This is a genomic window from Pseudooceanicola sp. NS-SX9 (assembly GCF_057380705.1).
The window spans coordinates 188073-211196 of sequence record NZ_JBXXRN010000002.1 but is presented as its reverse complement, the minus strand read 5'-3'; the positions used below and the strand labels follow the sequence as shown (position 1 = coordinate 211196).

The window sequence follows — 23124 nt, the reverse complement described above, 5'->3', positions numbered from 1 at the left end:
GGGCGCTTTTCGGGGGCGCCCGGTTGTCCTGTCAGGCGCGGCGCCAGGCCACCAGCCAGATCGCGACAAGGATCAGCGAGGCAATGGCATTCCAGCTGGCCATCGACAGGCCCCACATCGACCAGGCGACCTGATCGCACTGCACCAGCGGCGCCGTCATGATCTGGTTGAACAGCTGGTCCGAGCTGAGGGCACCCACACTGCCGGAGGTGCAGGTTGTGGGGCCTTCGACGATGTGGCGTTCGACCAGGGTATGGTAGAGGCCGGTGCCCGCGGTGGTCAGGGCCGCGAGGGCGCCCAGAGGCGCAATCCAGCGCCAGCCGGTCAGCGTGGCCAGAAGCCCCAGAACCACCGCCACCACATGGGGATAGCGTTGCAGCAGGCACAGGTGGCAGGGCGCCAGCCCGCCGATGAACTGGAAGCCCAGGGCCCCCAGGAGGAGGGCGGCGGACCCGGCCGCGGCCAGGAGCGTCGTCTGTCTGTAGGTCATATGTACTTCACCACCAGGAAACCGGCGATCAGGATCACGAAAAACACGGTGAAGACAAGGCCGAGGCGCTTCTCGATGAAGTCACGAACGGGTGACCCGAATTTCCACAGCAGCGCGGCGATGATGAAGAAACGCAGGCCACGCGCGACGATCGAGGTGATGGTGAAAGTGACAATGTTCATCCCCGTCCAGCCGGACATGATGGTGATCACCTTGTAGGGGAAGGGCGTGATGCCGGCGCCCAGCACGGCCCAGAAGCCGGCATTGTTGAACTTCTGGTTGAAGGTCTCCATGGAATCCGCCTTGCCGAGGTGTTCCAGGATGGGCTTGCCGATGCTGTCGAAGGCGAAGGAGCCGATCGCGTAGCCCAGCATCCCCCCCAGCACCGAGGCGATCATGGCCACGAGGGCGATGGTGAAGGCGCGGCTGGGACGGGCGATGATCATCGGGATCATCAGCAGGTCCGGAGGGATCGGGAAGAACGAGCTTTCCACGAAGGCGACGAGCGCCAGCGCCCAGAGCGCATGGGGGTGATCCGCCATGCGGATGGTCCAGTCATAAAGTCTTCTGATCACGGGAATGCCTGAAATTGCTTGTGCCAAAGGGCTTGTGCGCTCCAGAGACCATGGGCTTTGGCGGGGGTCAAGCCGTTGCAGGGGTCGCGGCCCATGCACGCGGGGCGAGCGGCGGATGGCCGCGAAAATGCTTCGCAAAGAGGCTGGACCTGTCCCTTCGGGGACGCTACACGGAGCGGGCGGCCCAAGTGGCGAAATGGTAGACGCAGGGGATTCAAAATCCCCCGCCGCAAGGCGTGTCGGTTCGAGTCCGACCTTGGGTACCATAAACAAAACGCCCTGTGACATGATCCGTCGCAGGGCGTTTTTTCATTGGGTTTTATGGCCTTTTGAGTGCTGTTCCGGTTGCGTTCCGGTGGCACTTCTGGGCACTTGGTTACGCAGATATTCCGCATGGTGCGTAAACTTGGCCTCGATACGAAAACTCGCAACTGGATGGCGTGCCGAAGTGGCGCGCAAGGGGGTTCGTACCTCCAAGGTATTCCCCACACAGCGGGAAGCCAAGGATTGGGCGGCGCGGCAGGAATACTTGATCCTCAATCGGGAAGCGGTTGCCTCGGCGACGCTCTTCGCGGATGTGCTGGACCGGTATGCCCGCGAGGTGTCCGTGACCAAGCGGGGCGAGATGTGGGAAGTCCGCCAGATCGAACGTCTGAAGACGGGGGCCTTGGCAAGGAAGGCGGTATGCGACCTGACGGCCGAGGATTTTGCCGGCTGGCGGGATGCGCGGCTGCGCGATGTGGCACCGGCGACCGTGAACCGGGAAATGAACCTGCTGTCGGCGGTGATGACCCAGGCACGGCGGGAATGGGGCATGGTCTCGCGCAATCCGATGAGCGACGTGCGCCGCCCCACGGCCCCGCACAAGCGCGAACGGCGGCCCCAGCAGGAAGAGCTGAAGCGCCTGGCGCATGTTGCCGGGGATGACTTGGGCATGGCCCAGGCGCGGGCCTATCATGCGTTCCTGTTCGCGATCGAGACCGGGATGCGGGCGGGGGAAATCTGCGCGATGTACTGGGCCGATATCGACCTGGAGCGCCGCTTCGTGCGTCTGCCCAGGACGAAGAACGGCCGCTCGCGCGATGTACCCCTGTCAGCCGAGGCTGTACGGCTGCTGGAGGCGTTACCCAAGGCCGCGCCGGTCTTTGCCATGACCTCGGCGCGGCTAGATGCCAACTGGCGCAAGCTGCGCGGGCTGGCGGCAGTCGATGGGCTGACTTTCCACGATTCTCGCCACGAAGCGATCACGCGCCTGTCGCGGAAACTGGATCCGCTGGCGCTGGCCAAGATGGTTGGGCACCGCGACATCAAGATGCTGATGATCTATTACGATGCCACGGCTGAGGAATTGGCCCAGCGGCTTGACTAAGCCGCTGGAACCTTGACTTGCCGTGTCCGCCCGTGGCCGCGCACTTCGATTTCGCCGGCGTTGATCCGACGGTAGATCGTTGATCGGTCGCATCCATATCGGGCCGCCGCCGCGGTGATAGACAGCCATTGCGGTGCCGGTGTGATCATCGCCCCGCGCAGCGCGGCCGTCAGCTCCTGGACGTCGCGACGCAGCGCGGCCAGTTCCGCAACCGGCACCAGGGCGAAGGTCCCTTCATTGCTCATTTGCTGCACTCATTCTGGTCCAGTTCCACTTCCACCTTCTGATCTGGTTGACGATAGATCGTCATCCGCGGGCCGTCCGCGTGCCATGTCGCGACGTATCCATCCTTGTGGTTGGCCATGATGGCCACGACCTGCGGTTCATCCCCAAGGTCGAGGGTGTCTTCCAGATCCTCGGGGGACGTGAGGTCGTCACTGCTCCAGCCCTGTCCTGGGCCATGGGCAAGTGCAGCTACGTCGAACGTCGCAGGTAGGGCGGGATCGAACGCCCACCTATCGCCGTCCTTGGTCGCGGTGTGATAGGTCAGATCGACAGCGGAACACGGGAAGGATTGGCCGTCCCTTGCCGGGGCGTCGCGTGACCATTCGGGATCTGGCTTTGCCAGCCAGTTGGCCCAGCCGTCCAGCGTCGGATCGCAGGGCACAACTTCGTCCGCGAAATCGTCCAGGTAGTAGAGCGTTTCGACCTGATGCGCGGGTGCCTGGACGCCGGCGGCCGGTTTTCCGTGAGGGCGGGTCATGGAAGGATCTCCTCCCCGCGCTGGTGCAGCATCATGGCGAAGATCGCCACGTCCACCGGATCGCCCTTATCGACATGGCCGCGCAGCAGGTCGGACAGGAAGCCCCGGCTGCACGCCTCCTTGTCGTCCCAGCCGCCTCGCCCTTCGCTGCGCTTCTTCGCCAGCTTGGCCTTCATCACGACAGCGAACCGGTCAACGGCATCGTCGTCCGGGTGGGCGTCTGTGGCGAGGTCGAGGGCAGAGAGGATGCGGCGCTCGTGGTCCTCATCGCACCCAGCCATGGCATCCGCCTCGTCCTTGAACGGGGCGCAGCCGGGACGGCTCGCAGTAAATCCCGCCTTGCCTTGGTGGCGGTACCCCCATCTTCCGAAGTCGAAGCAAACGGTATAGGAGAACTCTCCACACCTGCCTATGCGATAGGTTTCCCCCTCGGGCGGGTCATACCACACCAGCGGCTTGACCCGCACGCGAGCCGGGGCTGCGTCGAGCTTGGCCTCGGGGGAGCAGACCGGGCAGCATGCGTCGCCCATGTAGACAAGTCCGCCGCATGTCTGGCATGGGGCTTCCGCCTGTCCGGCCCTCAAGGCCTCGTTCTCGGCGCGCAGGGCGGCAAGCTCGCGCCGCAGGGTAGACATGCTGTCGAGTTTCCCTTCGGCCTTCTGCGCCCGTCTATGGAACCGCTGCGCACGGGCCTCTGCCTGTTTGGTTCGTCCGGCCTCGGCTGCAAGTATCACGGACAGCGATTGGATGGTTTTCTGCGTTCCTTGCATCCCATAAAAACCCTCCATTGCGAGATATTCGTCCACGTCCTTTTGGGCCGGCGCCTGCGGTTTCTGCTGGTCAGTCATCGCTCTACCTCCAGAGAAACAGCCAGAGGGGCCAGGTGAGGCCAACGCCAAATCCGATGACGAAATAGGCTGCGAAGGCAAATGCCAGGACGGTCCCCAGGACTGTGACGACGAAATACGAAATGTCCCTCATGCCTTCAGCTCCCGCCGCATGCCGCGCAGCATCTTGCGCATTTCCAGCGCCAGCGCGGTGCAGACCAGCCGGACGTGCCGATTGTCGCTTTCGTCTGCAAGCTGCTGCGCCTGGTCCTTCGCCTCCTTGAGGCGCGTGTATTCATCGAGCATGGTCACTCCTTTCTGGTGGTCGCGTCGGCGCGCCAGGGCTGGCCGGCGTCTTCGCTGTGGCGGTAATGGGGGCGGCCTCCGAGGATCTCGGCGGCGGCTTGCAACGCGATGGGGCTGCGGCTGTTTAGGGCTGCCTCGATCAGGTTGAGCGCATCGTCGCTGGCGTCGGTCATGGCGTTGGCGAGATGGCGGCGCTGGTCGGCGCGGCGGAGGCTGTCGCGGGCGGTGACGGTCATGCGGCCAGCTCCATCGGCACCGCAAGGTGCGCGCAGTTCGCCCGTACCAGCGCCTCGGCCACGGTCGGGCAGACGCTGTTGCCGCAGCAGCTGATCTGCACGTCCTTCGTGAAGGCGTTCCAACGCCAGTCTTCGCCGTCCTGGAGCCAATGGCCCTCAATCACGTAGTCGCGCGGGAAGCCCTGTGCGGTGAACAGCTCGCGCGGCGTGAGCATGCGCATCCCGATGTCCACGATCACGTAGGTGATCCCGTCGATCTCCAGCGTCACGAACTCGCCGCCATCCCATGCGTCGTGGGCGCGCAGGAAGTCCGCGACCTGGCGCGCCCGGACTGCGTGGGCCTCGCTGAAGGGCGGCACGTCCAGGTTCGCCTGCATGTGAGCCATGCGATTCTTCGTCGTGATCGTGTGGTACGGGGCATCCGTGCGGGCGCCGGTGCCGGTGCCGTAGTATTTCGCGAAGAAGGCCGCGACCGGCATCTGCTGGCTTCCGCTGGCGGTGATGGTTGCCATGGGGTCCGTCGCCGGGCGTCCGGGGTTTACGCTGCCAGGGCGCCGGCCATCGTTGTTGTGCTGGGCGAGGAAAGCCGCGCAGGTCGCATGCTTGGTGCCGCCTGCGACCACCGTCCCGAGAGGGCGGTGGATGTCGAGCGATCGAGGCGCTTGCCCCTGGCGCTCGCCATATCCGGTCTGGATGAGCGTCGGCACGATCACGGAATTCTGGTCCTTGGTGCTGGCGCAGATCGTGTGGTGCGGATCCGTGACGGACCGGCAGCGCCCGCCCTGCTGGGCGTAGGTCAGGACCGGCGCCAGGAGGGCGCTGTGACCGCCACCCGCAAGCACGGTGGGGTGCGGCGCGGTGATGGCGCTGTCGCGCCTGTCGGTACCCTTCAGGGACATCAGCGAGGGCGCGACGACGGCATGCTGGATGCCGCCCATGGTCACGGTGCCCAGGGGGTCGGTCAGCGGGTATTCCCGGCGCCCGCCGCTGTCACCATGCGCGATGCTGGCGAGGTAGGGCGAGAGCATACCGAGAGGCGCCGCGCCGCCCGGGCGCTTCACGTAGCTGTTGGCGGTGACGGTCGGCAGAGGGGCATCCATGGCGGAGCCCGTGGCGCCGGAATTGAACCGGGTGATGCTGGGGGCAATGAGGGCCTTTTCGCCGCGGTGCGCCGCCGTGATCGTGCGGAAGGGTTCGTTCACCGCTTCCAGCCGCCCGCCATGGGTCAGGTTGACCAGGAACGGCTGGTCGCTGTCCAGCACATAGCGCTTCATGCCGCGTGCGATCCGGGCCAGCGTGTTGTTCGCCAGCGGGCGCACCGCGCGGAGCCCGTGCTTTTCCAGGACCTCGGCCTTGGTGTCGAAGATGCTGGGGCAGGGCTGGGACCAGTCGATGCACTCGGCGGCGGTACGGTAGGGCAGGCGCTTGCCCTGCCGGACAGCGCGGCTGGACGGATCGCCGTGGGACGGCTTCGGCCAGACGATGGGCTTGCCGTCGAAGCGGATGATGACGAAGAGCCGCTTGCGGATCGTTGGGGCGCCGAAGTCGCAGCCGCGCAGCTCGCGGGTGGCGATCTTGCCGCCAAGGCGGCGGATTTTCTTGCACCAAGCGGCGAAGGTCTGGCCGCGCCGGTCGGGGCAGGGCATCAGGCCCTTGGGGGTATCGACCAGCGGTCCCCAGTCCTTCCATTCTTCCACGTTTTCCATGATCACGACATCGACCTTGCCGCCGGTCTTCTGGATCCGCTCGATCCAGCCGGGGATGATCCACGCGAGATCCCGGATATTGCGCTCGACCGGCTTGCCGCCCTTGGCCTTCGAGAAATGCTTGCAGTCAGGGCTGAACCACATGAGGCCGATGTGACGTCCCGCGAGGCGGTCCGCTGGATCGACGTGATAGACGTTCTCGGACAGATGCAGGGTTTCGGGGTGGTTGGCCGCGTGCAGGGCCAGAGCCGCCGCATTGTGGTTGATGGCAATGTCGGGGCTGCGGCCAAGGGCCATTTCAATCCCGGTCGAAGCACCGCCACCGCCCGCGAAGCTGTCCACGATGAGCGGGCGGGTTTCGTCGGTGGGGCCGATGGGCTCGGGGAAGTGGAAGAGGGAAGATCCGTCCATCACGCCATCCCCAACGCTTCCATGTACATCTGCGTCACCGCCTCTTCCTCGGCGATGTCGTTCTTGTCGCGCTTGCGCAGGGCGATGATCTTGCGCATCACCTTTGTGTCGTAGCCACGGCCCTTGGCCTCGGCCATGACCGCCTTCTGCTGGTCGGCAATGTCCTTCTTTTCCGCCTCCAGGCGTTCGAAGCGTTCGATGAACTGGCGCAGCTCGGTGGCCGAGACACGGTAGGCCTTGTCGGCGACTGCCTCGTCCTCCGGCGTGTTCTTCACCGGCGGTTTGCCGGCGGCGGCGCGCGCCTCCTGGTCGAGCTTGCGCATCGCGGCGCCGCGCTTCACCGCTTCCAGTTCCCTGCGCAGGTCGTCCACGGTCACGACCGTGCGCTTACCGAGGTGATCGGCCGGGCTGACGATGCCGATGGCCTGCAGCTGGCCGATGATCCGCGAAGCACGGCCATAGCCGATACCGAAGGTGCGCTGGATGTAGCTGGTCGAGGCGACCTGTTCCTTGATCACGTGGCGGGCGGCCTCGTTGAACAGCTCGTCCCGGGGCTCGGTGATCTTGCTGCCGATCATGGAATGGATTTCGCCGTCCGCGAGGGGGATCGTCGTCTGCATGGTCATGGTGATGTCCTGGTCAAGCATGGTCTGGCTCTGGCTGGGTCAGGCGCGCATCGGCATCAGGACCCACAGCGCCTGCGGGTCATCCGAGACGATGCGCGCCGGTGCCGAGGGCTCGGCGGTGGAAAGGGTGAAGGTCGGCGTCACGGCGCCCTGCGCGCGCAGGTATTCGATATTGAAGCTGGCGCGGGTGTGGGGGCATCCATCCGAAATGGTGCCCTGGAGCGGCATGGCCATGGTGTTCCCCTCGGGGGACCGGACCGTCATCCGGCCTGCGGCCAGATCCAGTTCCGCCGCATTGCACCGCTGGTTGCAAACCGTCCGCGCCAAGGCGCCTGCGCGCCTGGCGGCATGGCCGCTGAGATGCGCCACCATCGCCTGGCTGGGCGGGGGAATGACGCGGGCATAGTCTGGATAGGTGCCGTCGATGGTCTTGCTGGCGAAACGGATGGTGCCGCTGGTGACCTCGATGAAGGTGGCGCCTGCGGAGTTGGCGCCCATCGCGACCTTGACCGGTTCATTGCCACCCTTGGCAAACAGGCTCAGCAGGACCTCAACCGACTTGCGGTGCACGATCAGGCCGGGCCGCTCTGCAGGGCTAAGGCTGGAAAGATTGATCGGCTCGTCGGTATCGATGCGCGCCAGGCGGTGCCCATCGGTCGCCACGCTGCGCACGGTGCCACGCTCCGGGTCGGAGGTCAGAAACACGCCGTTCAGGTAGTAGCGGGTTTCCTCGGTGCTGATGCAGTGCCGACTGAGCCGGAAGAGGCGGGCCATCTGGTCCTGGCTGAGGGTGAAGGCGGGCGTGAATTCCGAATGCTTGAGACCCGGGTATTCGTCTGCAGGCATGTGCGCGTTCAGCGTGATCTCGGTTTCGCCGTCGCTGAGCTGGATCAGATCCCCGATTGGGTCATGCGAAATGGTCAGGGTAATCGGCCCGGCCGCATCCGGCATGAGCCCGGCCAGAACGCGCGCTGCGACCATCACCGTCGCGGTGCCCTCGGTTTCCGCTTCCAGGTCCATCGACATTTCGATGTCCAGATCGGTGCCGGTGATCGTGATCGACTGGTCGCGGATTTCGACGCGCAGATAGCCCAGAATGGGGAGGGTGTTCCGCCGTTCAATCACCTGGTTGAGCAGCGCCGTCGCGTGCTTCAGTGCGTCGCGCGGGATGATTGCGCGGGCCTTCACGGCCGTCATGTCCTTCGGGCTTTGGTGCAGCATTGCGGTTCTCCTGGCTGGCGTCCGTCGCTGCCCCGGGCATCCGGGGCAGAAAGAGGCGTCAGTCGCCCATGAGCGATTTGCCCTGGTTGATCTTGCGGGGTTCCGGCCGGGCCCATTCCGGCAGCTTGAGGGTGACGGACTTGCCGGGCGTGCTGCTCAGGATCTGAAGTTCGGAGGACCGCTGAGCTGCGACCGTTGCCTTTGCCCAGGGCTGGATCTTGGCGAAGAGGCTGGCGCGGATGCCGCCTTGCAGGGGCAGGCTGTTCGGGTCCCCGCGATCTGCCAGCGCGACCTTCAGGATGTGCGTCTTCTGCAGATCGTCGTTCAGCTCCAGCAGGATCGCGTCCTTCTGGGTGTCCAGGGCCCCGCCGAAATGGGCTTCCTGCGCCTGCAGGCTCAGCCCGATGCGGACATAGGGCCCGGATTTGGAGCTGGTCCCCAGGGAGATGGTGAAGCCTGACTTGGAAGTCGTCGCGGCGAAGGCTTTCGGGAAGAAGGGCGGCATCTCGGTCTCCGGTTGCAATGGCGTCCGTCGCTGCCCCGGGGCGCCCGGGGCAGAAAGAGGCGTCATCCTTGGGTCAGGTGAGACTGGCGCGGACCAGGCAGTCCTTGGCTTCCAGCTGCTTGCGCAGGCCCGCGCTCTTCTCGGGGCCATCGGGCAGGGCGGCGTCCATCTGCTGGGCAAGGTCGCCGACGGGCTTGCTGACGGCTTGCAGGTGTTCCGGCAGATGCGCATAGGCGAAGTACTTCATGATCGGGTTGGGCATGGGGTGTTCCTTTCGGGGATCGGGGTGGAATGCCCGATTGAGATCAGTTGAGGTTGAGCAAGAGGCCGGCGGAGGTGTCGCCCAGAACGGTCTTGGGCATCACGCCATCCCAGCGGCGGGCGCGTTCGTAATCGATGATGAGGGGGTTGTTCGCGATGGCCTGCTGCTGCGCCTGGATGGCGGATGCCTGCGCTTCGCCTTCCAGCCGGATGGCCTCTGCCTTGGCGGCTGCCTCGGTCTTCACGCGATAGGCTTCGCCATCGGCCCGCGCCCGCGCCGCGTCCCGCTCGGCCTGGGCGGTCTGCACGGCCTGCTGGGCTTGGGTCTTCTGGCGTTCCAGGCGGTAGGTTTCCTGCGATGCCTTCTCGCGCTCTTCCTCCTTGGCCATGACGGCCTCAAGGTAGCGATCAGGGAGCACGATGTTCTCGATCTGGAGCGATGCCAGGATGGCCGGGTAGGGGCCGAGGGCATCCTGAAGGTTCGTCATGATCCGGCTGGCCGCCGCGGCGCGGTCGGAGATCAGGTCAGAGGCCTGAAACTCTGCCAGGCCCGCCTTGGCCGCCTGCAGCAGGCCGGTCTTGCGATTGGCCGCGACGGCGGTCTGGGCGCGGTCGATCCACCGGTCCATGGCGTCACGCTGCGTGGCGCCCGCCGCCATGACGCGGTGCAGGTCGATCTGGAAGCAGCCGAAACGGTGGGGCCCGAAGCTGCCGCCGGTCTCAAGCGCAGCGTTGGCGAAGGCGTCGGCGCGTTCCTTGGCGCTGCGTCCCTCGATGCTGCGCAGGAACTGGGCGAGGGGATCGTGAAGGGCGGTCATGTCCGCAGCCCCGCCGCGCGAACCTTCTCGCTGAAGGTGGAAAGCGTGGCGTCGAGGAGGTGTTCGGCGTCGGGCGGCGCTTCCACGGCCCGGACCTCAGTCCAGCAGTGGCGGCGCAGATACTTCGCTGCGGCCTTGTCGTCGGCCTCCAGGACCAGGGTGATGGAATGCAGGATGGCTGCTGCCTCTGGCGCTCTGTCCGCGCCCAGATACGCCCGGAACCGGGCGACCAGAGCGCGATACAGGTCTGAGCGCAGCTCGGCCACGTCAGGCATCTTCCCGACCTCGCACAAGTGCTGCGCCTGGTAGAATGGGTCGGCCTTCACCGCCTGCAACGCAGCGTGCAGCGCGTCATCGGGGGCCATGCCGTCCTGGTCGGCCTTCTCGATATGGTCCAGCAGATCCTGGCTGGCGCGTCCGCCCGGGAACAGCAGGGCCAGAACCAGTTCCACGGCGGCGATCACGTCCCCGGTCATGTCCGCACCTCCAGCGTGTAGTCGACCAGGCCGAGGGTGCGCGCGGCGCGGCGGGCCTCGCCCTCGGTGGTGTAGCGCCAGTAACGGCCGGTTTTGCAGCAGGTCAGGATCATGCTGCACCGCCTTCCTGGGACGGCAGCGCGTCGGTGCGGAACAGGACGAAAGACATGTCATACTCATCGGGCCGCCGACCATGCCGCCAGTGGCCCCAATGGGCTTGCAGAAGGCCGCGGCCGTCGCGCTTGGTCACGGACAGATAGATCGGATTGGCGTGCAGGTCGTCAAAGCCCTCGGCGACGACAGCCACCAGTTGCTTGGCCTCATGCTCGGTCTTGCAGATCGCCAGCAGTTCCTGGCCGCCGAGGATCGCCTTGCGCATCGCGGCGATGTCGTTGCAATCGAAGCTCATGCCGCGTCCCCGCTGGTGGGCGCGCTGCTGTGGCGCGCCTGGAGGTCGGCAATGCGCACCGCGACGCGGGCCTGAACGGGCAGCAGGGCCTCTGGCGTCCATTCGCCATTGTCGGAGGGCCGGCACGGCGCGGTGACGCGCAGGTTCAGCTCTGCAAGGTAGGTGGCGCGGTCAAGGCTGAGGGGCGCGCCTGCGGCCGCCTTGATCTGTGCCCACGACCGCAGGCGCTGATAGGGGTGCTGGGCCGCCAGCTCGGGCGTGCAGAGCAGCGCCAGAGCATGGGGAAGATCGGGTGCGTGCATGTGGGCCTCCATCGGTGTGATGGGGGTGAAGTTACATTGGGAAAATTCCCAACGTCAATCAAAAATTGGGTAATATGCCAACTTTAGGTTGGAGGATGTCCGAATCCTATCCCCTTTGGTGGTCCGTGTCCGCCTTGCGACGGATGGCAGTTCCTTGTGCTGTGGCAAGTATTGCAGAGGAACTGGCGCCGTATGCGCTGATCTGCACGGAAAGGGCGACTATCATGTCGGCGCCGAGCTCGGCGGCCTGCTCGCGGAGGTCTAGAAGTACTGCGTCGCGGGCTTGTGCGAGCGCCTGGCGGCCCGCTTTGCTCTGTCCGCCCCATATGTCTCTAGCGCCGACGGATAGGTCTTTGAGGACATTCACGCCGATCACTGCCTCCGAAAACAGCGCTCCGCAGCGCGTGAATTGGCTATCACTGATCCATGATTCAGTTGATAGCTCAACGGAGGGAGCGCTCAATCTCATCCTCCGTTTATCAATTTCAGAAGGGGAAATGGCTGGGGTTTCCGGGGTTCCTCCATACTGCTCTTGAAGGCGCGTCCTCTCCGCAGCGCAGGATGGGCAGTATCCGCTCGGATTTATGCTTTTGAAGTCAAACCTTTCAAAGCAACCCTTGCAAATCTTCATCTATCAACACTCCTTTCGTTCTGGTAATGTTCCATACATGAAGAGCAGATCCGTTTCCGAATCCTTGTGTGCCCTCATTGATCTCCTGACGGATGAGGAGGCTTTTCGGTTGTATCTGCATCTTGACTTGATGGAAGAGCATCATGCTCGCGACCGGCAAGAAGGGCGCTTAGAGACGCTTCCAGTAGCTGCTGCTCTCGGGGTGACAGCTTCGCAACCTGGTCGATGAGGGAGTTGCGGGCTGCCTTGGCGGTCATTCCCATAAACTCTTCAACGGTCTCGCCGAATGCGCCCGCGACGCGAATTGCGTCCTCGACGCCCATGTTCCGAGACTTCCCATATTTGAGGCTGTAGAGGGCGTCCTTCGGCACGCCGGCCATCTTTGCGATGTCGGTTACCTTCGCTCCTGTTCGCTCAAGGTGGTAGTTAAAGGCTTCGCTGAAGGAATTATGCATGGCCCCAAGATACTTGGGGAGGATTCCAATTTCGAATGGGAAAAAACCCATTGACTGGTTTGGGAAATTACCCAATATCATGACCCCATGTGCTACCAAACCATACTCGATGAACTGGATGCGTACTGCCGGTCGGCTGGCCTGAAGGCGTCGACGGTTTGCGTTCGTGCTCTGAATGATAGCCGGTACGTGCAGCGCCATCAGCGCAGGCTTTTGGTCCTTGATCGGGACATCCAGAAGCTTCGTGACTACATGGCCGATCACCCGCCGCTAGCCGATAGAGCTGGCGAGGCTGCCGAATGAACTGGCCGCGCTTCCCTCGCATGATGTGCCGTCTGTCCCTCATGCCCCCCACATGCCCTCATTCCGCACCGCAGCGAAGCAAAAGGACTTTCCCATGTCGCATGACCTCCTGGCCCACATGTTCCGCAGCCTTGTCCAGTCGGTTGGCGGGGTGGAGGCGGCGCGGGCCGCGATTTCCGCCTCGACCGGAAAGGACGTGAGCATCGGCACAATCTCGAAGGTCGCGAACGGGCACGCGGAATTGCCGCTGTCCTGGGCCTGGGCGATGCAGGACGCGACGGGCAACCGTTGCTTCGATGCCTATCGCGAGGATCGGGTGGGTCCGCGGCGTGACGGGTCGCGGGCTGACAGTCACCTCGACCACCTGCGCGAGGCGGCCGAAATGGTCGAGGCCATCGCCATGGCCGAGGCGACGCCCAGCCGCGAGGCCCTGGTCCGCGCGCGGGCGGAAACGGCGGATGTCGCCAAGCAGGTGGATCAGACGCTCGCGTTCTTCGATGCCAAGCTTGCCGATCTTGATGCGGATGAAACCGGGCGCGGCCGCCCCGCCATGTTCAAGCCGCGTGGGGCTGCATGATGGGGGGCGATCCGTTCTCGGATGACCGGCCGGACTGGCCCGGCCTCTTTGATCGCGCCCAGGGCACAGGGCTGCTGATCCGCGCCCCGTTGCCGGTCGCGGTGCCGCATCTGCAGCGGCGCCTGGCGTTGCTGGCCCTGCCGGGGCTGCCCGGCGCGGCCGGTATCGCGATGGTGCGCGAGGCGGCGGCGTGGTCCTCCTGGTGCGCCGTCTGCGACATCACCGCCGTTTCGCCGCTGCTGGTGGGCGAGGCCATGCTGCGCGATGACCTCGACGCGCCGACGCTGCCACCGGGCAGTGCCGTCAGTTTCTCGACCTGGACGCTTCGGCTGTTGCTGCGGTGCCAGGCGGTGATCGTGCCGCCGGTGGCGGGCTGGGATCAGGATCCGGGCGTCTGGGCTATCGCCGCCTGGGCGGTGCGTCACAGCATGACCCTAGCGGTGATCTACGGAGGCCGGACATGACCGCGATGATGCTGAAGCCCGTCTCGACGGACACGCTGGAGGTGTATCCGTACCCGCGCGGGACGCGGCTGGACACCCACTTCTTCTTCAACTTCCACTATGACCGTTGGCTTGAATCGGACTTTTACACCAAGACGGCGGCCAAGGGGGATTGGGATGTGCAGGGGTTGGCGCTGGCGCTGTGGTGCCGCGCCAGGAAGCAAGATCCCGTTGGGACGCTGCCGAATGATCAGGTGCTGATCGCCGGATACCTCGGTCTCTCCATGCAGGCTTGGGAAGGCTACATGCGTCGCGATCCGTCGCCCTTGTACGGGTGGAAGCCCTGCTTGGTCGGCAATGAGGTGCGCCTCATGCACCCGACCGTGACCGAGGTGGTCGCCGAGGCCATGGGGTCGCGCAACAAGAACGCCGACAAGGCATCCGCAGATCGAGAGCGTAAGGCGCTGACAAGGTTGCGTGCATCGCTGCGAGAGCTTAATTTCGAGCGCATCTCAGAGGATGGGCACCTGGTCGTCAGGCTGCACGTCTGGCTCGACAAGACATATCCGGAAGGGAACCGGACGGCTGTCCGAATTGTCGAAGGGATTGAAGCTCTTACAAGGCGATAGGCATTCTGTCCGTTTCTGTCCGGCGGACAGAACTGGACGAAATGCGGACAAAACGCGCCGCAATTCTGTCTTCTACATGAAAGGAAAGGAGACAGAAAAAAGAGGAAATCGAGAAAGAAAGACGGCCCCGGACACAACCGTTGCCGCAGGTGTGGATAACTCCCGACAGGGCAGAGAAAGGAGGAAGGCATGGAAGACGCTGACCAGAAGACCGAGACGAAACGCGACCGCGTGCGCAGGCTGCTGCTGACGCCGCTGGCCGAGATGGGGTTCCGCTTCCCGAAGGGCACGGCGCCCGAGGACGGCCAGCGCCGCCTCGACGGGATCGCGGATGACCTGGCCTATCTCTCGGATGTCAGCCTGGAGCGTGTCCGGCTGGCGATGCGCGACAAGGGCGAGGGCAGCGCGCGCTGCTTCTGGCCGGCGCGGGCGGGCTTTGTGGCCTTCGCCCAGATCGCGGAGCCGCGGCCGCTGGAGGAGCTGCCGGGGCTGGCGAGCTGGTTCGGCAGCGAGGCCGGCCGACAGGCGCTGGCCGGCGACCGGCTGGTCGCCGAGTTCCGGTATTGGCTGCGCCACCATCGCCCGCCACTGACCCCCATGGATCGGCAGAGGATCGCGGGATTGGCAGGTGAGCTGTCGGACCGGGTGATGCGGCTGCGCGACAAGCAGCGGCGCGGCTGGGATCTCGACGGGCCGGATGCCGACTGGCTGCGGTCCTATGAACAGGACGAACAACGGGCGCGGGCCCTGGTGAACAAGGAAAAAGCAGCATGAGCATGATGGGGCCGATCGGTCTGCAGCGTCCGGGCGTGGGGGCTGACAGCGTGGTCTACGTGGATGGGCGCGGCGTGTCCTGGGCGACGGTCTGGCCGCCGCAGTTCGGGCATGACCGGATCGCGGAAAGCGACCGCGCCTGTGCCGCGCTGCTGGCACGCGCCATGCCGCCCGCCGCCTGCGGTGATGCGATCCCGGTGGCACCGGGGCGCGGACCGATGATCCGGGTCACGCCGCAGCGTGTGGCGCGGGACGCGCAGGGCCGCATCGTGATGGTGGCTGATGGCTATCTTGGCCGGGACGCAGCCCGTGCGGCGGATGCCTTCGACATGATGACGGCCCAGGCCTCCCGCCGTCATGCGGGCGAGGTGCGGCGGGCCAAGCGGGAAGGTCGGGATGCACCGGCTTTTGTCGCTCCCTTCACGGTCGCGCAGGTCGATGTCGCCCGCGCCTATGCCGCGCTGACCGAACGCTGCAACGCCTCAGGCGTGAAGTGTTCCTCGGTCGAGGCGCTGCGCACGCAGAGCGGGGGTGGCGGTGATCGCGAGGCGGCAATCTTTCAGGACTTCGAGCGGTTGCGCAGCTATCACCGCCGGATCGGCGACGGGCTGGTGAAGGAGGTGCGCCGCATCCGCCCGGATGGTCGCAGGCGCACCGCGATCCGGGCGCGCTTCCTGGTGGATCAGGTCTGCCTCGGCGGAAAGAGCCTCACGGAGGTCCTGGATGCGTGCGGCTGGGGGGATTGCGCAAAGACGCGAGATGCGCTGCGCATGGGCCTTGCAGCGGCGCTGGATCGCATGTCGAGCCACAAGGTTCAGAAAGGGGCTTGACGCTTAGGCCGACCGGATCGCATAACTATGTCATCATCACCAATTGCGCCCGGAGCGGATCACACCGCTGCCGGGCGTTTTCATGTCCGCCGGATGGAGCCTGGTGATGTCGAGGATGTGGACGCTGGGGCGGCTCCATCCGGCACCCTTCGGAGACATCGATGACAAAGCTCAAGGGGCTGAGGCCGAGGCTCGGCCACCTGAAGCCGCGCGTCGCCTACCATCGCCCGGACTATGATCGGACGCGGCGCGAGAAGTACGCCTGGCGTGCCTGGTACAACACCGCCCGGTGGCAGCGCCTGCGGTGGGCTTGCCTGACCCGGGACCTGTTCACCTGTCGGATGTGCCGCATGATCGAGCCGGACACGTCGAAGCTGGTGGCGGATCACGTGGCCGCGCATCGGGGCGACCCGGCGCTGTTCTGGGACCTGTCCAACCTGCAATGCCTGTGCGCCCACTGCCACAATACCGTCAAGCAGCGGGAGGAGGCGGCCGAGCGGCGCGGCGCTCCGGCTGACCCTGCGGGAGGTCGCGGTCGGGCCCGGGGCTGACCGGGCGGTAGGGGGGGTACGATCCCCAGGGAGGCCGTGGGGCCTAAACCGGTACTGTCCTTACAGGGAGAGAATTTTTTTGGCTGACCAGGAAAATCCGGACGGTGTGGACCTCTTCGGGAACCCCGTCTTCACCAAGAAGGGCAAGCGCGGTCGGCCCGCCTTTGAGTGGACCGAAGAAAACTCCAAAAAAGTCAGTATGTTGCTGGCTCTGGGCTGGGCGAATATGCGGATCGCCGCGTGCATTCTCGATCCCCGGACCGGCAAGGCGATCTCGGAACCGACGCTGAAACGGCATTTTAGATCCGAGCTGTCGGAGCGGGACGCGATGCGCGACCGGCTCGATGCGCGGCGGTTCGAACGCACCTGGGACGCGGCCGAGACCGGCAACATCGGTGCCGAGCGCCTGCTGGTCCAGATGTTGGAGAAAAACGACCTCATGGGCGCCGGTCGCAAGTTCAAGGATGCGCAGCGCGGCAAGCGGGTTTCGAACGACACCAAGGAAGAGAAGATGGGCAAGAAGGAGGCCGCGGCCAAGGCTGCGCACGAGAGCGCAGCCGACACCGAATGGGGCGACGACCTGGACCTGCCCGGCTTCCGGGCGAACTGATCCATGTCGGCCCCGTTCGGCGCCGATCACTTCCGCGAGGATTGGTGTACCGCCGTCCCGGACTGGGAGGATCGGATCAAGCAAGGCCGCTCACTGATCCCGGATCTGCCGCTGTTCGATGACCAGGCCGAGAAGGCCCTGCGGATCTTTCGGCGCCTCCGGGTGCCCGACCTGATCGGCCAGCCGACCTATGGCGAGGTCTGCGAGCCATGGGTCTTCGACCTGGTGCGGGCGATCTTCGGGTCATATGACCCCGAGCTGAAAAGGCGGATGCTGCGGGAATTCTTCCTGCTGATCCCGAAGAAGAACGGCAAGTCGGCCATCGCGGCGGCGATCATCCTGACCGCCTGCATCCTGAACGAACGGCCAGAGGCCGAGCTGCTGCTGATCGCACCGACGATCAACATCGCCAAGATCGCCTTCAAGCAGATCTGGGGCATGATCCGGGCCGATCCCGAACTGGACAAGCGCTTTCACGTCCGGGAACACCTGCGCACGATCACCCACCGGGTCAGCCTGGCGGAAATCGCGGTCAAGGCCGCAGACGGCGACGTGATCACCGGCGGCAAGGCCACCTACACGCTGATCGATGAGACCCACGAATTTGCCCGCAAGAGCCGGGCCGAAGGGGTCTTCCTTGAGCTTCGCGGCGCGCTGGCGTCTCGGCCCGAGGGCTTCCTGATGCAGATCACGACGCAATCGAAAGAGCAGCCCGCCGGGGTGTTCAAGGCGGAACTGGACGTCGCGCGCAAGGTGCGGGACGGCAAGATCAACTCGCCGATGCTGGCGGTCCTCTACGAGCTGCCGGTGAAGCTGGCGAAACGCTGGAAGGACGAAAAGACCTGGGGGATGGTCAATCCGAACCTGGGCCGGTCGGTCGATCCCGATTTCCTGCGGGACCAGCTGGCCAAGGCCGAGGAAAAGGGCGCGGCCGCGCTGCAGCTTCTGGCGTCTCAGCACTTCAACGTGCAGATCGGCGTCGGCCTTGGCGGCGGCTGGAACGGGGCCCGTCGCTGGGACAAGGCGGCCGAGCCCGGTCTGACGCTGGAAAGCCTGATCGAACGCTGCGAGGTGGCGACGGTGGGGCTGGACGGCGGCGGCCTGGACGATCTGTTCGGGATCGGTGTCATCGGTCGCGAACGCGAAACCCGCCGGTGGCTGTCCTGGTATCACGCCTGGGCCCATCCCGAGGTGCTGGAACAGCGCAAGGAAATCGCTCCGGCTCTGCAGGACTTCGCCGCCGCCGGGGATCTGACGCTGCTGACCGAGGATGAGCCCCTGGGCGACATCGAGGGCGCCACGGACATCGTGCGCCAGCTGCTGGAGGCGGGCCTGCTTCCAGAGAGCGACGCCATCGGTATGGATACGGTGCAGATCTCGTCCATGATCGACATGCTGGTGTCCATCGGCGTTGACGAGGAACAGGTGCGCTTCATAGGCCAGGACTGGCGGTTGTCCCCGGCCATCTGGGGCGTCGAGCGCAAGCTGAAGGATGGCACCTTCCTGCACGGCGGCCAGCCGATGATGAACTGGGTTCTGGGCAACGTCAGCGTTGAACAGCGCGGGTCCGCGGTGCGGATGACCAAGGAAACGGCCGGTCGGGCTAAGATCGACCCGCTGATCGCCGGCATGAACGCCTTCATGCTGATGAGCCGCAACCCGGTCGCCTCCGGGTCGCGCAAATTCGAATATACCGGGATGTGAGCATGGGAATTCTCGATTTCATGCGGCCCGCCGTGCGGCGGGACGAACCTGCTGCGCGTGTCGAGCCTTCCGTCTCGGCCGCGCAGCCCGACAATGTGTCCAGCGAACGACAGTGGCACGGGTTTCAGGTCAGCGGCAGCCGCTCGCGGGCGGGTGTTCGTGTGAGCGAACGCACGGCCCTGTCGATCCCGGCCGCGATGCAGGCCCTGCGGATCCTGTCGGGCGTCTTCGCGATGACGCCGCTGCACTATTACCAGAAGACCGACAAGGGCAGGGTCCAGGCGGTCGATGACCCGGCCTCGGACCTGTTCCGGGTTGGGCCGAACAGCCACCAGACGCCCTTCGCCTTCCGCGAGTTGCTGATGATGGACCTGCTGTTGTCCGGCAACTTCTATGCCTATGTCAGCCGGGATCGTTTCGGGCGCCCGCGGGTTCTGACGCGGCTGCGGCCCGGCATGGTGCAGCCTGCCGAGTATTTCTCGCGGGAAGAGGGCACCACGGTCTTCTATGACGCGACCTTGCCGGATGGCACGTCCGAGCGGTTTCCGGCGCGCGACATCTTCCACGTGCCGGGGTTTTCCCGCGATGGCATCGAGGGGCTGAACCCGATCCGATATGCCCGCGAAGCCCTGGGCGGCGCCATCGCGACCTCTGATCACGCCTCCAGGTTCTGGGACAAGGGCGGGCGGCCTTCGACGGTGCTGACGGCGAAGGACCGCATCAGCCCCGAGGACAAGGCGCGGATCCGGGCCGATTGGAACGCCCTTTACGCCAATGGCAACGGCGAAGCGACGGCGGTTCTCGACCAGGAGCTGAAGGCCGAGTTCCTGACCCACAGCATGAAGGACAGCCAGTTCCTGGAAACCCGGCAATTCCAGGTCGTGGATCTGGCCCGGATCTGGGGCGTGCCGCCGCACCTGATCTTCGACCTGTCCCGGGCGACCTTCGGCAATATCGAACAGCAGTCGCTGGAATTCGTCATCTACCACCTGGGCCCGCATTACGCGCGGATCCAGCAGGCCGCGACCAAGGCGCTGGCGCTGCAGGGGTTCTACTTTGAGCACGTCACCGATGCGCTGGTGAAGGGCGACCTCAAGAGCCGGATGGAAGCCTACTGGCTGCAGCGCCAGATGGGCATGGTCAACGGCAATGAGCTGCGCCGCTACGAGAACAAGCCCGACATCGGGGGCGCGGCGGGCGAGGACTACTGGATGCCCAGCAACATGCAGGTTGCCGGGCAGCCTCCGGCAGGCGGCAACGGAGAGTAATCGTGAAACAGGAACTGACAGCACTGGTTGCGGCCATCCGGTCGCAGCCCTGGGCCATCGTGCCCGAATACATGCAGGCAATCGAGGCCATCGCCCTGCGCGCCATGGACGCGGACGTGCTGAAGCAGGTCGCGGCCGATGGTCATGTCGATATGGTGGCGTCCAGCCTTTCGGCGGTGGCAGCGGTGGGCGCCCGGCTGGAAGGGTCGCAGATGAGCACCATCCGCGATGGCGCGGCCGTGGTGCCGCTGATCGGCGCGATCTTCCCGCGGGCCTCGATGATCGGGGCCTCGACGGGCGGCACGGCGCTTTCGACGTTCATGCAGGACATCCGGGTCGCGCAGGCCTCGCCGGATGTCGAGCGCATCGTGGTCCTGGTGGACAGCCCCGGCGGGATCGTCTCGGGGATCGGGGAAGCGGCGCAGTCGCTGCGGTCCTCGACCAAGCCCATCACCGCGTTCGTGACGGGCACGGCGGCCTCGCTGGCCTACTGGATCGCGTCCCAGGCCTCCGAGATCGTCCTGGATCGCGCGGCCCGGGTCGGCTCTATCGGCGTGCTGGCCTCGCTGTCGCAGCAGGAGGCGCCCGACAGCAACGGGCACCGATCCTACGAGATCGTCAGCAGCAACGCCCCGAACAAGCGGCCCGACCCGACCACTGAAGAGGGGCGGGCCTCGATCCAGACCGAAATCGACGCGGTGGAAGCGATGTTCATCGCCGACATCGCGGCGGGGCGAGGTGTGTCCGAGGCACGGGTCCGCGCGGACTTCGGGCGCGGCGGCATGATCGCCGCCGGCCGGGCCGTCCAGCTCGGCATGGCAGATCGCATCGGCACCCTCGACGAGGTGCTGGGCAAGCGCACCGGGGCACCCCGGGCGAAGATGGCAGGGCGGCGCGCCAGCGCCGCTGCCGAACTTGAAACGCGGCGGCGAGCCGCAACAAGGAGTTGACCATGGACAAGATCCTGGCGCTGAAGGCCCGCCGCGCGGGCATCCACGAGAAGATGGACGCGCTGATCGCGGCGGTCCCCGAGGGCGAGGACTGGACCGATGCCCAGGCCTCTGCATTCGATGCCCTGAAGGCGGAAGACGACAAGGTGGCCGCTGACCTCGCCCGGCTGGAGGACATGGAAGCCCGCCGCGCGCAGGCTGCCCGCCCGACGGCACCGCTGCCTGGCGGCCCGGCGGCACCGGCGGCAAGTGTTCCGGCGGCACCGGCCGAGAAGGGCCTGACCTTCGCGCGCATGGTCCGCACCATCGCGGCGGCGGGTGGCAACGGTTACGTTGCCCAGCAGATCGCTGAGGCGAACGGCGACAGCGGCCTGTTCGCCAACCAGAACATGACCACCGGTGCGGCTGGCGGCTTCATGGTGCCGGAGGATGTGTCGGAAGAGGTGATCGAGCTGCTGCGCCCCGCGAGCGTGGTCACCGCCATGGGGCCGCGTGTCGTGCCCATGCCGAACGGCAACATGACCACCAACCGCCGTGCATCGGGCGCGAGCTTTGGCTATGGCGGCGAACAGCAGGATGCCAAGGCCACCGGCTATACCTACGGGCAGGTGAAGCTGTCGGCGAAGAAGCTGTCCGGTATCATCCCGATCTCGAACGACCTGCTGCGCTCCAGCTCGACGGCCGTTGACCGGTTGATCCGCGACGATGCGGTGGCCGATGCCGCCCAGATCCAGGACCGCTATTTCCTGCGCGGCTCCGGCACCGAATATGCGCCGAAGGGGCTGCGCTACCAGCACGTCGGCACGTCGTTCGCATCGTCGCACGTGCTGACCATGACGGCCTCGCCCGACCTGCAGAAGGTCGATAACGATCTGGGCCGCATGGAACTGGCCCTCGGCAACTACAACGTGGTGTTCACGGGGGCCCACTGGATCATGGCGCCGCGCACGGCGATGTACCTCACGAACCTGCGCGACGGGAACGGCAACAAGGCCTATCCCGAGATGGCGGACGGGATGCTGCGCAAGAAGCCGGTGCACATCACCACCGAGATCCCGATCAACCTGGGCGATGGCGGCGACGAATCCGAGATCATGCTGGCGCACCCGGGCCACATCCTGGTGGGCGAGCACATGGGCATCCAGATCGCGATGTCGACCGAGGCTGCCTACAAGGATTCGGACGGCCAGATGCAGGCCGCGTTCTCCCGCGATGAAACCCTGATGCGCATGATCATGCAGCACGACATCGGGCTGCGGCATCTGCCCGCGGTCGCGGTGCTGACCGGCGTGACCTGGGCGAGCTGACCCAAGCGATGAACCGGCGGGCCTGAGGCCCGCCTTTGCTTTCTGACTGGCAAGGGAGTTCAGTCATGACCACCCAAATTCGCAATATCGGCGCGCTGATCAGCGTGCTGCGGGCCTCGGCCAATATCTCGGCCGTGGCCGCAGGCACGGGCGATGCGACCGAAGTCGTCGGGGCCATCCTGGACCGTGGCGAAATCGGCTTTCCGCAATCGGGCGTGCTGGCCATCCCGTTTTCCGCGGTGCTGGCCGAGGGGGCAACCCTGTCGATCGCGGCGGCCATCGAAACCGGCGACGCCGAAGACCTGTCGGATGCCGTTGACCTCAAGACCGTCGCTGCCGCGGTGGTCGCCACCGGCCCCACGGGCGGCGGAACGGTCAACGGCACGCTGCAGATCGACACCGCGCTGATGGGGGCGAAGCGCTACGTGCGGGCGAAATTCACCCCGGATCTGAGCGCCACCGGCACCGATACCGCTGCGATGTCCGCCGTCATGGTCTTCGGCGGCGCGGATCGCCTGCCGCAATGAAGGCGGTGAAATTCCTGCGCGCGTGGCAGATGTACCAGCCCGGGGAACGGGCGGGCTTCGATGACGTGATCGCAGATGGCCTGATCGCCAGCGGTATCGCTGCCGATCCCGGAAAGATGGGCGCAGCGCCCGCCGCGGTCACGCCTGACAGCATGTCCTGGGACATTGCCGGTCGCGCGGCGGTCGGGGGCGTGACGGTGATCCGCGGCCCGGCCGAGATCCCCGCAGCGTCCGTCCCTACGACCACGAAGAAGAAGTCCTGAC

The 23124-nt window shown here is 65.7% G+C and carries 32 protein-coding genes, 1 tRNA gene and 1 pseudogene; 15 read left to right on the top strand and 19 right to left on the bottom strand.

Annotated features, from left to right (window positions below; genetic code table 11):
• Positions 1-31: 31 nt before the first annotated feature.
• Together AC2ITM_RS18000 and AC2ITM_RS17995 are read right to left on the bottom strand one after the other, a co-directional pair.
• Entirely contained in the window at positions 32-490 is a 459-nt protein-coding gene (locus tag AC2ITM_RS18000; RefSeq protein WP_486469512.1) for a disulfide bond formation protein B, read from the bottom strand.
• Positions 487-1065, bottom strand: coding sequence for a YqaA family protein (locus AC2ITM_RS17995; RefSeq protein WP_486469511.1), 579 nt, complete (start codon positions 1063-1065; stop codon positions 487-489). Before AC2ITM_RS17995 ends, AC2ITM_RS18000 begins: the two co-directional genes overlap by 4 nt.
• Positions 1066-1247: 182 nt before the next feature.
• Here AC2ITM_RS17995 and AC2ITM_RS17990 point away from each other — a divergent pair.
• Together AC2ITM_RS17990 and AC2ITM_RS17985 are read left to right on the top strand one after the other, a co-directional pair.
• Positions 1248-1331, top strand: a tRNA-Leu gene (locus tag AC2ITM_RS17990).
• Positions 1332-1513: 182 nt separating this feature from the next.
• Complete coding sequence (locus tag AC2ITM_RS17985) at positions 1514-2434, top strand: tyrosine-type recombinase/integrase (RefSeq protein ID WP_486469510.1); 921 nt, start codon at positions 1514-1516, stop codon at positions 2432-2434.
• On the opposite strand, the gene AC2ITM_RS17980 is transcribed toward AC2ITM_RS17985, so the two are convergent.
• The 17 genes and pseudogenes from AC2ITM_RS17980 to AC2ITM_RS17900 all read right to left on the bottom strand — a co-directional run bounded on the left by AC2ITM_RS17980 (position 2431) and on the right by AC2ITM_RS17900 (position 12588).
• On the bottom strand, positions 2431-2679 hold the full coding sequence (locus AC2ITM_RS17980; RefSeq protein ID WP_486469509.1) for a helix-turn-helix transcriptional regulator: 249 nt from the start codon (positions 2677-2679) through the stop codon (positions 2431-2433). The genes AC2ITM_RS17985 and AC2ITM_RS17980 overlap by 4 nt on opposite strands.
• Positions 2676-3197: a hypothetical protein gene (locus AC2ITM_RS17975; protein WP_486469508.1), complete on the bottom strand. Its 522-nt coding sequence runs from the start codon at positions 3195-3197 to the stop codon at positions 2676-2678. The genes AC2ITM_RS17980 and AC2ITM_RS17975 overlap by 4 nt, the downstream gene beginning before the upstream one ends.
• On the bottom strand, positions 3194-4045 hold the full coding sequence (locus AC2ITM_RS17970) for a hypothetical protein (RefSeq protein WP_486469507.1): 852 nt from the start codon (positions 4043-4045) through the stop codon (positions 3194-3196). Before AC2ITM_RS17970 ends, AC2ITM_RS17975 begins: the two co-directional genes overlap by 4 nt.
• Positions 4046-4174: 129 nt before the next feature.
• Positions 4175-4330, bottom strand: a complete 156-nt coding sequence (locus AC2ITM_RS17965) for a hypothetical protein (RefSeq protein ID WP_486469506.1) — start codon at positions 4328-4330, stop codon at positions 4175-4177.
• A 2-nt stretch (positions 4331-4332) separates the two neighbouring features.
• Entirely contained in the window at positions 4333-4566 is a 234-nt protein-coding gene (locus AC2ITM_RS17960; protein ID WP_486469505.1) for a hypothetical protein, read from the bottom strand.
• Positions 4563-6683, bottom strand: a complete 2121-nt coding sequence (locus tag AC2ITM_RS17955; protein ID WP_486469504.1) for a DNA cytosine methyltransferase — start codon at positions 6681-6683, stop codon at positions 4563-4565. The genes AC2ITM_RS17960 and AC2ITM_RS17955 overlap by 4 nt, the downstream gene beginning before the upstream one ends.
• Positions 6683-7006, bottom strand: coding sequence for a DUF2312 domain-containing protein (locus tag AC2ITM_RS17950; RefSeq protein ID WP_486469767.1), 324 nt, complete (start codon positions 7004-7006; stop codon positions 6683-6685). Before AC2ITM_RS17950 ends, AC2ITM_RS17955 begins: the two co-directional genes overlap by 1 nt.
• Before the next feature lie 111 nt (positions 7007-7117).
• Positions 7118-7261: pseudogene (locus tag AC2ITM_RS17945) on the bottom strand (DNA translocase FtsK); the annotation flags it as partial.
• An 87-nt stretch (positions 7262-7348) separates the two neighbouring features.
• Positions 7349-8506: a DNA polymerase III subunit beta gene (locus AC2ITM_RS17940; RefSeq protein WP_486469503.1), complete on the bottom strand. Its 1158-nt coding sequence runs from the start codon at positions 8504-8506 to the stop codon at positions 7349-7351.
• Positions 8507-8588: 82 nt separating this feature from the next.
• Complete coding sequence (locus AC2ITM_RS17935; RefSeq protein WP_486469502.1) at positions 8589-9035, bottom strand: hypothetical protein; 447 nt, start codon at positions 9033-9035, stop codon at positions 8589-8591.
• 73 nt (positions 9036-9108) lie between these two features.
• On the bottom strand, positions 9109-9297 hold the full coding sequence (locus AC2ITM_RS17930; protein WP_486469501.1) for a hypothetical protein: 189 nt from the start codon (positions 9295-9297) through the stop codon (positions 9109-9111).
• A gap of 43 nt (positions 9298-9340) precedes the next feature.
• The gene (locus AC2ITM_RS17925; protein ID WP_486469500.1) at positions 9341-10114 is read right to left on the bottom strand and encodes an SPFH domain-containing protein; all 774 of its coding nucleotides are present in this window, start codon (positions 10112-10114) and stop codon (positions 9341-9343) included.
• A complete protein-coding gene (locus AC2ITM_RS17920; protein WP_486469499.1) occupies positions 10111-10590 on the bottom strand; it encodes a hypothetical protein in 480 nt (159 codons plus the stop codon). Before AC2ITM_RS17920 ends, AC2ITM_RS17925 begins: the two co-directional genes overlap by 4 nt.
• Before the next feature lie 109 nt (positions 10591-10699).
• A complete protein-coding gene (locus AC2ITM_RS17915) occupies positions 10700-10999 on the bottom strand; it encodes a hypothetical protein (protein WP_486469498.1) in 300 nt (99 codons plus the stop codon).
• Complete coding sequence (locus AC2ITM_RS17910) at positions 10996-11301, bottom strand: hypothetical protein (protein WP_486469497.1); 306 nt, start codon at positions 11299-11301, stop codon at positions 10996-10998. The genes AC2ITM_RS17915 and AC2ITM_RS17910 overlap by 4 nt, the downstream gene beginning before the upstream one ends.
• 106 nt (positions 11302-11407) lie before the next feature.
• On the bottom strand, positions 11408-11770 hold the full coding sequence (locus AC2ITM_RS17905) for a heavy metal-binding domain-containing protein (protein ID WP_486469766.1): 363 nt from the start codon (positions 11768-11770) through the stop codon (positions 11408-11410).
• 236 nt (positions 11771-12006) lie between these two features.
• A complete protein-coding gene (locus tag AC2ITM_RS17900; protein ID WP_486469496.1) occupies positions 12007-12588 on the bottom strand; it encodes a hypothetical protein in 582 nt (193 codons plus the stop codon).
• 196 nt (positions 12589-12784) lie between these two features.
• Between AC2ITM_RS17900 and AC2ITM_RS17895 the strand changes: the two genes are divergently transcribed.
• From AC2ITM_RS17895 to AC2ITM_RS17835, 13 genes are all read left to right on the top strand, one after another.
• The gene (locus AC2ITM_RS17895) at positions 12785-13267 is read left to right on the top strand and encodes a hypothetical protein (protein ID WP_486469495.1); all 483 of its coding nucleotides are present in this window, start codon (positions 12785-12787) and stop codon (positions 13265-13267) included.
• Positions 13264-13731, top strand: coding sequence for a hypothetical protein (locus AC2ITM_RS17890; RefSeq protein ID WP_486469494.1), 468 nt, complete (start codon positions 13264-13266; stop codon positions 13729-13731). The genes AC2ITM_RS17895 and AC2ITM_RS17890 overlap by 4 nt, the downstream gene beginning before the upstream one ends.
• A complete protein-coding gene (locus AC2ITM_RS17885) occupies positions 13728-14339 on the top strand; it encodes a hypothetical protein (RefSeq protein WP_486469493.1) in 612 nt (203 codons plus the stop codon). Before AC2ITM_RS17890 ends, AC2ITM_RS17885 begins: the two co-directional genes overlap by 4 nt.
• A 189-nt stretch (positions 14340-14528) precedes the next feature.
• Positions 14529-15113, top strand: coding sequence for a hypothetical protein (locus tag AC2ITM_RS17880; RefSeq protein WP_486469492.1), 585 nt, complete (start codon positions 14529-14531; stop codon positions 15111-15113).
• 2 nt (positions 15114-15115) lie between these two features.
• Positions 15116-15943: a hypothetical protein gene (locus tag AC2ITM_RS17875; RefSeq protein WP_486469491.1), complete on the top strand. Its 828-nt coding sequence runs from the start codon at positions 15116-15118 to the stop codon at positions 15941-15943.
• A 161-nt stretch (positions 15944-16104) separates the two neighbouring features.
• Positions 16105-16494 (top strand): HNH endonuclease, encoded by a 390-nt coding sequence (locus tag AC2ITM_RS17870; RefSeq protein ID WP_486469490.1) that lies wholly within the window; start codon positions 16105-16107, stop codon positions 16492-16494.
• 79 nt (positions 16495-16573) lie between these two features.
• Positions 16574-17104 carry a hypothetical protein gene (locus tag AC2ITM_RS17865; RefSeq protein ID WP_486469489.1) on the top strand — a complete coding sequence of 177 codons (531 nt, stop codon included), beginning with the start codon at positions 16574-16576 and terminating at the stop codon, positions 17102-17104.
• 3 nt (positions 17105-17107) lie between these two features.
• On the top strand, positions 17108-18808 hold the full coding sequence (locus AC2ITM_RS17860) for a terminase large subunit (protein ID WP_486469488.1): 1701 nt from the start codon (positions 17108-17110) through the stop codon (positions 18806-18808).
• A gap of 2 nt (positions 18809-18810) precedes the next feature.
• A complete protein-coding gene (locus tag AC2ITM_RS17855) occupies positions 18811-20076 on the top strand; it encodes a phage portal protein (RefSeq protein ID WP_486469487.1) in 1266 nt (421 codons plus the stop codon).
• A gap of 2 nt (positions 20077-20078) precedes the next feature.
• Complete coding sequence (locus AC2ITM_RS17850; protein WP_486469486.1) at positions 20079-21026, top strand: S49 family peptidase; 948 nt, start codon at positions 20079-20081, stop codon at positions 21024-21026.
• A gap of 2 nt (positions 21027-21028) precedes the next feature.
• Positions 21029-22333, top strand: coding sequence for a phage major capsid protein (locus AC2ITM_RS17845; protein ID WP_486469485.1), 1305 nt, complete (start codon positions 21029-21031; stop codon positions 22331-22333).
• Between the two features lie 65 nt (positions 22334-22398).
• Complete coding sequence (locus AC2ITM_RS17840) at positions 22399-22860, top strand: hypothetical protein (RefSeq protein ID WP_486469484.1); 462 nt, start codon at positions 22399-22401, stop codon at positions 22858-22860.
• Complete coding sequence (locus AC2ITM_RS17835) at positions 22857-23123, top strand: hypothetical protein (protein ID WP_486469483.1); 267 nt, start codon at positions 22857-22859, stop codon at positions 23121-23123. The genes AC2ITM_RS17840 and AC2ITM_RS17835 overlap by 4 nt, the downstream gene beginning before the upstream one ends.
• Position 23124 lies beyond the last annotated feature (1 nt).

Bases quoted from the DNA above. Each gene is read 5' to 3' on its own strand.
- AC2ITM_RS18000 (WP_486469512.1), bottom strand. From the start codon at position 490: ATGACCTACAGACAGACGACGCTCCTGGCCGCGGCCGGGTCCGCCGCC.
- AC2ITM_RS17980 (WP_486469509.1), bottom strand. From the start codon at position 2,679: ATGAGCAATGAAGGGACCTTCGCCCTGGTGCCGGTTGCGGAACTGGCC.
- AC2ITM_RS17975 (WP_486469508.1), bottom strand. From the start codon at position 3,197: ATGACCCGCCCTCACGGAAAACCGGCCGCCGGCGTCCAGGCACCCGCG.
- AC2ITM_RS17970 (WP_486469507.1), bottom strand. From the start codon at position 4,045: ATGACTGACCAGCAGAAACCGCAGGCGCCGGCCCAAAAGGACGTGGAC.
- AC2ITM_RS17965 (WP_486469506.1), bottom strand. From the start codon at position 4,330: ATGCTCGATGAATACACGCGCCTCAAGGAGGCGAAGGACCAGGCGCAG.
- AC2ITM_RS17960 (WP_486469505.1), bottom strand. From the start codon at position 4,566: ATGACCGTCACCGCCCGCGACAGCCTCCGCCGCGCCGACCAGCGCCGC.
- AC2ITM_RS17955 (WP_486469504.1), bottom strand. From the start codon at position 6,683: ATGGACGGATCTTCCCTCTTCCACTTCCCCGAGCCCATCGGCCCCACC.
- AC2ITM_RS17950 (WP_486469767.1), bottom strand. From the start codon at position 7,006: ATGCGCAAGCTCGACCAGGAGGCGCGCGCCGCCGCCGGCAAACCGCCG.
- AC2ITM_RS17940 (WP_486469503.1), bottom strand. From the start codon at position 8,506: ATGACGGCCGTGAAGGCCCGCGCAATCATCCCGCGCGACGCACTGAAG.
- AC2ITM_RS17935 (WP_486469502.1), bottom strand. From the start codon at position 9,035: ATGCCGCCCTTCTTCCCGAAAGCCTTCGCCGCGACGACTTCCAAGTCA.
- AC2ITM_RS17930 (WP_486469501.1), bottom strand. From the start codon at position 9,297: ATGCCCAACCCGATCATGAAGTACTTCGCCTATGCGCATCTGCCGGAA.
- AC2ITM_RS17925 (WP_486469500.1), bottom strand. From the start codon at position 10,114: ATGACCGCCCTTCACGATCCCCTCGCCCAGTTCCTGCGCAGCATCGAG.
- AC2ITM_RS17920 (WP_486469499.1), bottom strand. From the start codon at position 10,590: ATGACCGGGGACGTGATCGCCGCCGTGGAACTGGTTCTGGCCCTGCTG.
- AC2ITM_RS17915 (WP_486469498.1), bottom strand. From the start codon at position 10,999: ATGAGCTTCGATTGCAACGACATCGCCGCGATGCGCAAGGCGATCCTC.
- AC2ITM_RS17910 (WP_486469497.1), bottom strand. From the start codon at position 11,301: ATGCACGCACCCGATCTTCCCCATGCTCTGGCGCTGCTCTGCACGCCC.
- AC2ITM_RS17905 (WP_486469766.1), bottom strand. From the start codon at position 11,770: ATGAGATTGAGCGCTCCCTCCGTTGAGCTATCAACTGAATCATGGATC.
- AC2ITM_RS17900 (WP_486469496.1), bottom strand. From the start codon at position 12,588: ATGGCGCTGCACGTACCGGCTATCATTCAGAGCACGAACGCAAACCGT.
- AC2ITM_RS17895 (WP_486469495.1), top strand. From the start codon at position 12,785: ATGTCGCATGACCTCCTGGCCCACATGTTCCGCAGCCTTGTCCAGTCG.
- AC2ITM_RS17890 (WP_486469494.1), top strand. From the start codon at position 13,264: ATGATGGGGGGCGATCCGTTCTCGGATGACCGGCCGGACTGGCCCGGC.
- AC2ITM_RS17885 (WP_486469493.1), top strand. From the start codon at position 13,728: ATGACCGCGATGATGCTGAAGCCCGTCTCGACGGACACGCTGGAGGTG.
- AC2ITM_RS17880 (WP_486469492.1), top strand. From the start codon at position 14,529: ATGGAAGACGCTGACCAGAAGACCGAGACGAAACGCGACCGCGTGCGC.
- AC2ITM_RS17875 (WP_486469491.1), top strand. From the start codon at position 15,116: ATGATGGGGCCGATCGGTCTGCAGCGTCCGGGCGTGGGGGCTGACAGC.
- AC2ITM_RS17870 (WP_486469490.1), top strand. From the start codon at position 16,105: ATGACAAAGCTCAAGGGGCTGAGGCCGAGGCTCGGCCACCTGAAGCCG.
- AC2ITM_RS17860 (WP_486469488.1), top strand. From the start codon at position 17,108: ATGTCGGCCCCGTTCGGCGCCGATCACTTCCGCGAGGATTGGTGTACC.
- AC2ITM_RS17855 (WP_486469487.1), top strand. From the start codon at position 18,811: ATGGGAATTCTCGATTTCATGCGGCCCGCCGTGCGGCGGGACGAACCT.
- AC2ITM_RS17845 (WP_486469485.1), top strand. From the start codon at position 21,029: ATGGACAAGATCCTGGCGCTGAAGGCCCGCCGCGCGGGCATCCACGAG.
- AC2ITM_RS17840 (WP_486469484.1), top strand. From the start codon at position 22,399: ATGACCACCCAAATTCGCAATATCGGCGCGCTGATCAGCGTGCTGCGG.
- AC2ITM_RS17835 (WP_486469483.1), top strand. From the start codon at position 22,857: ATGAAGGCGGTGAAATTCCTGCGCGCGTGGCAGATGTACCAGCCCGGG.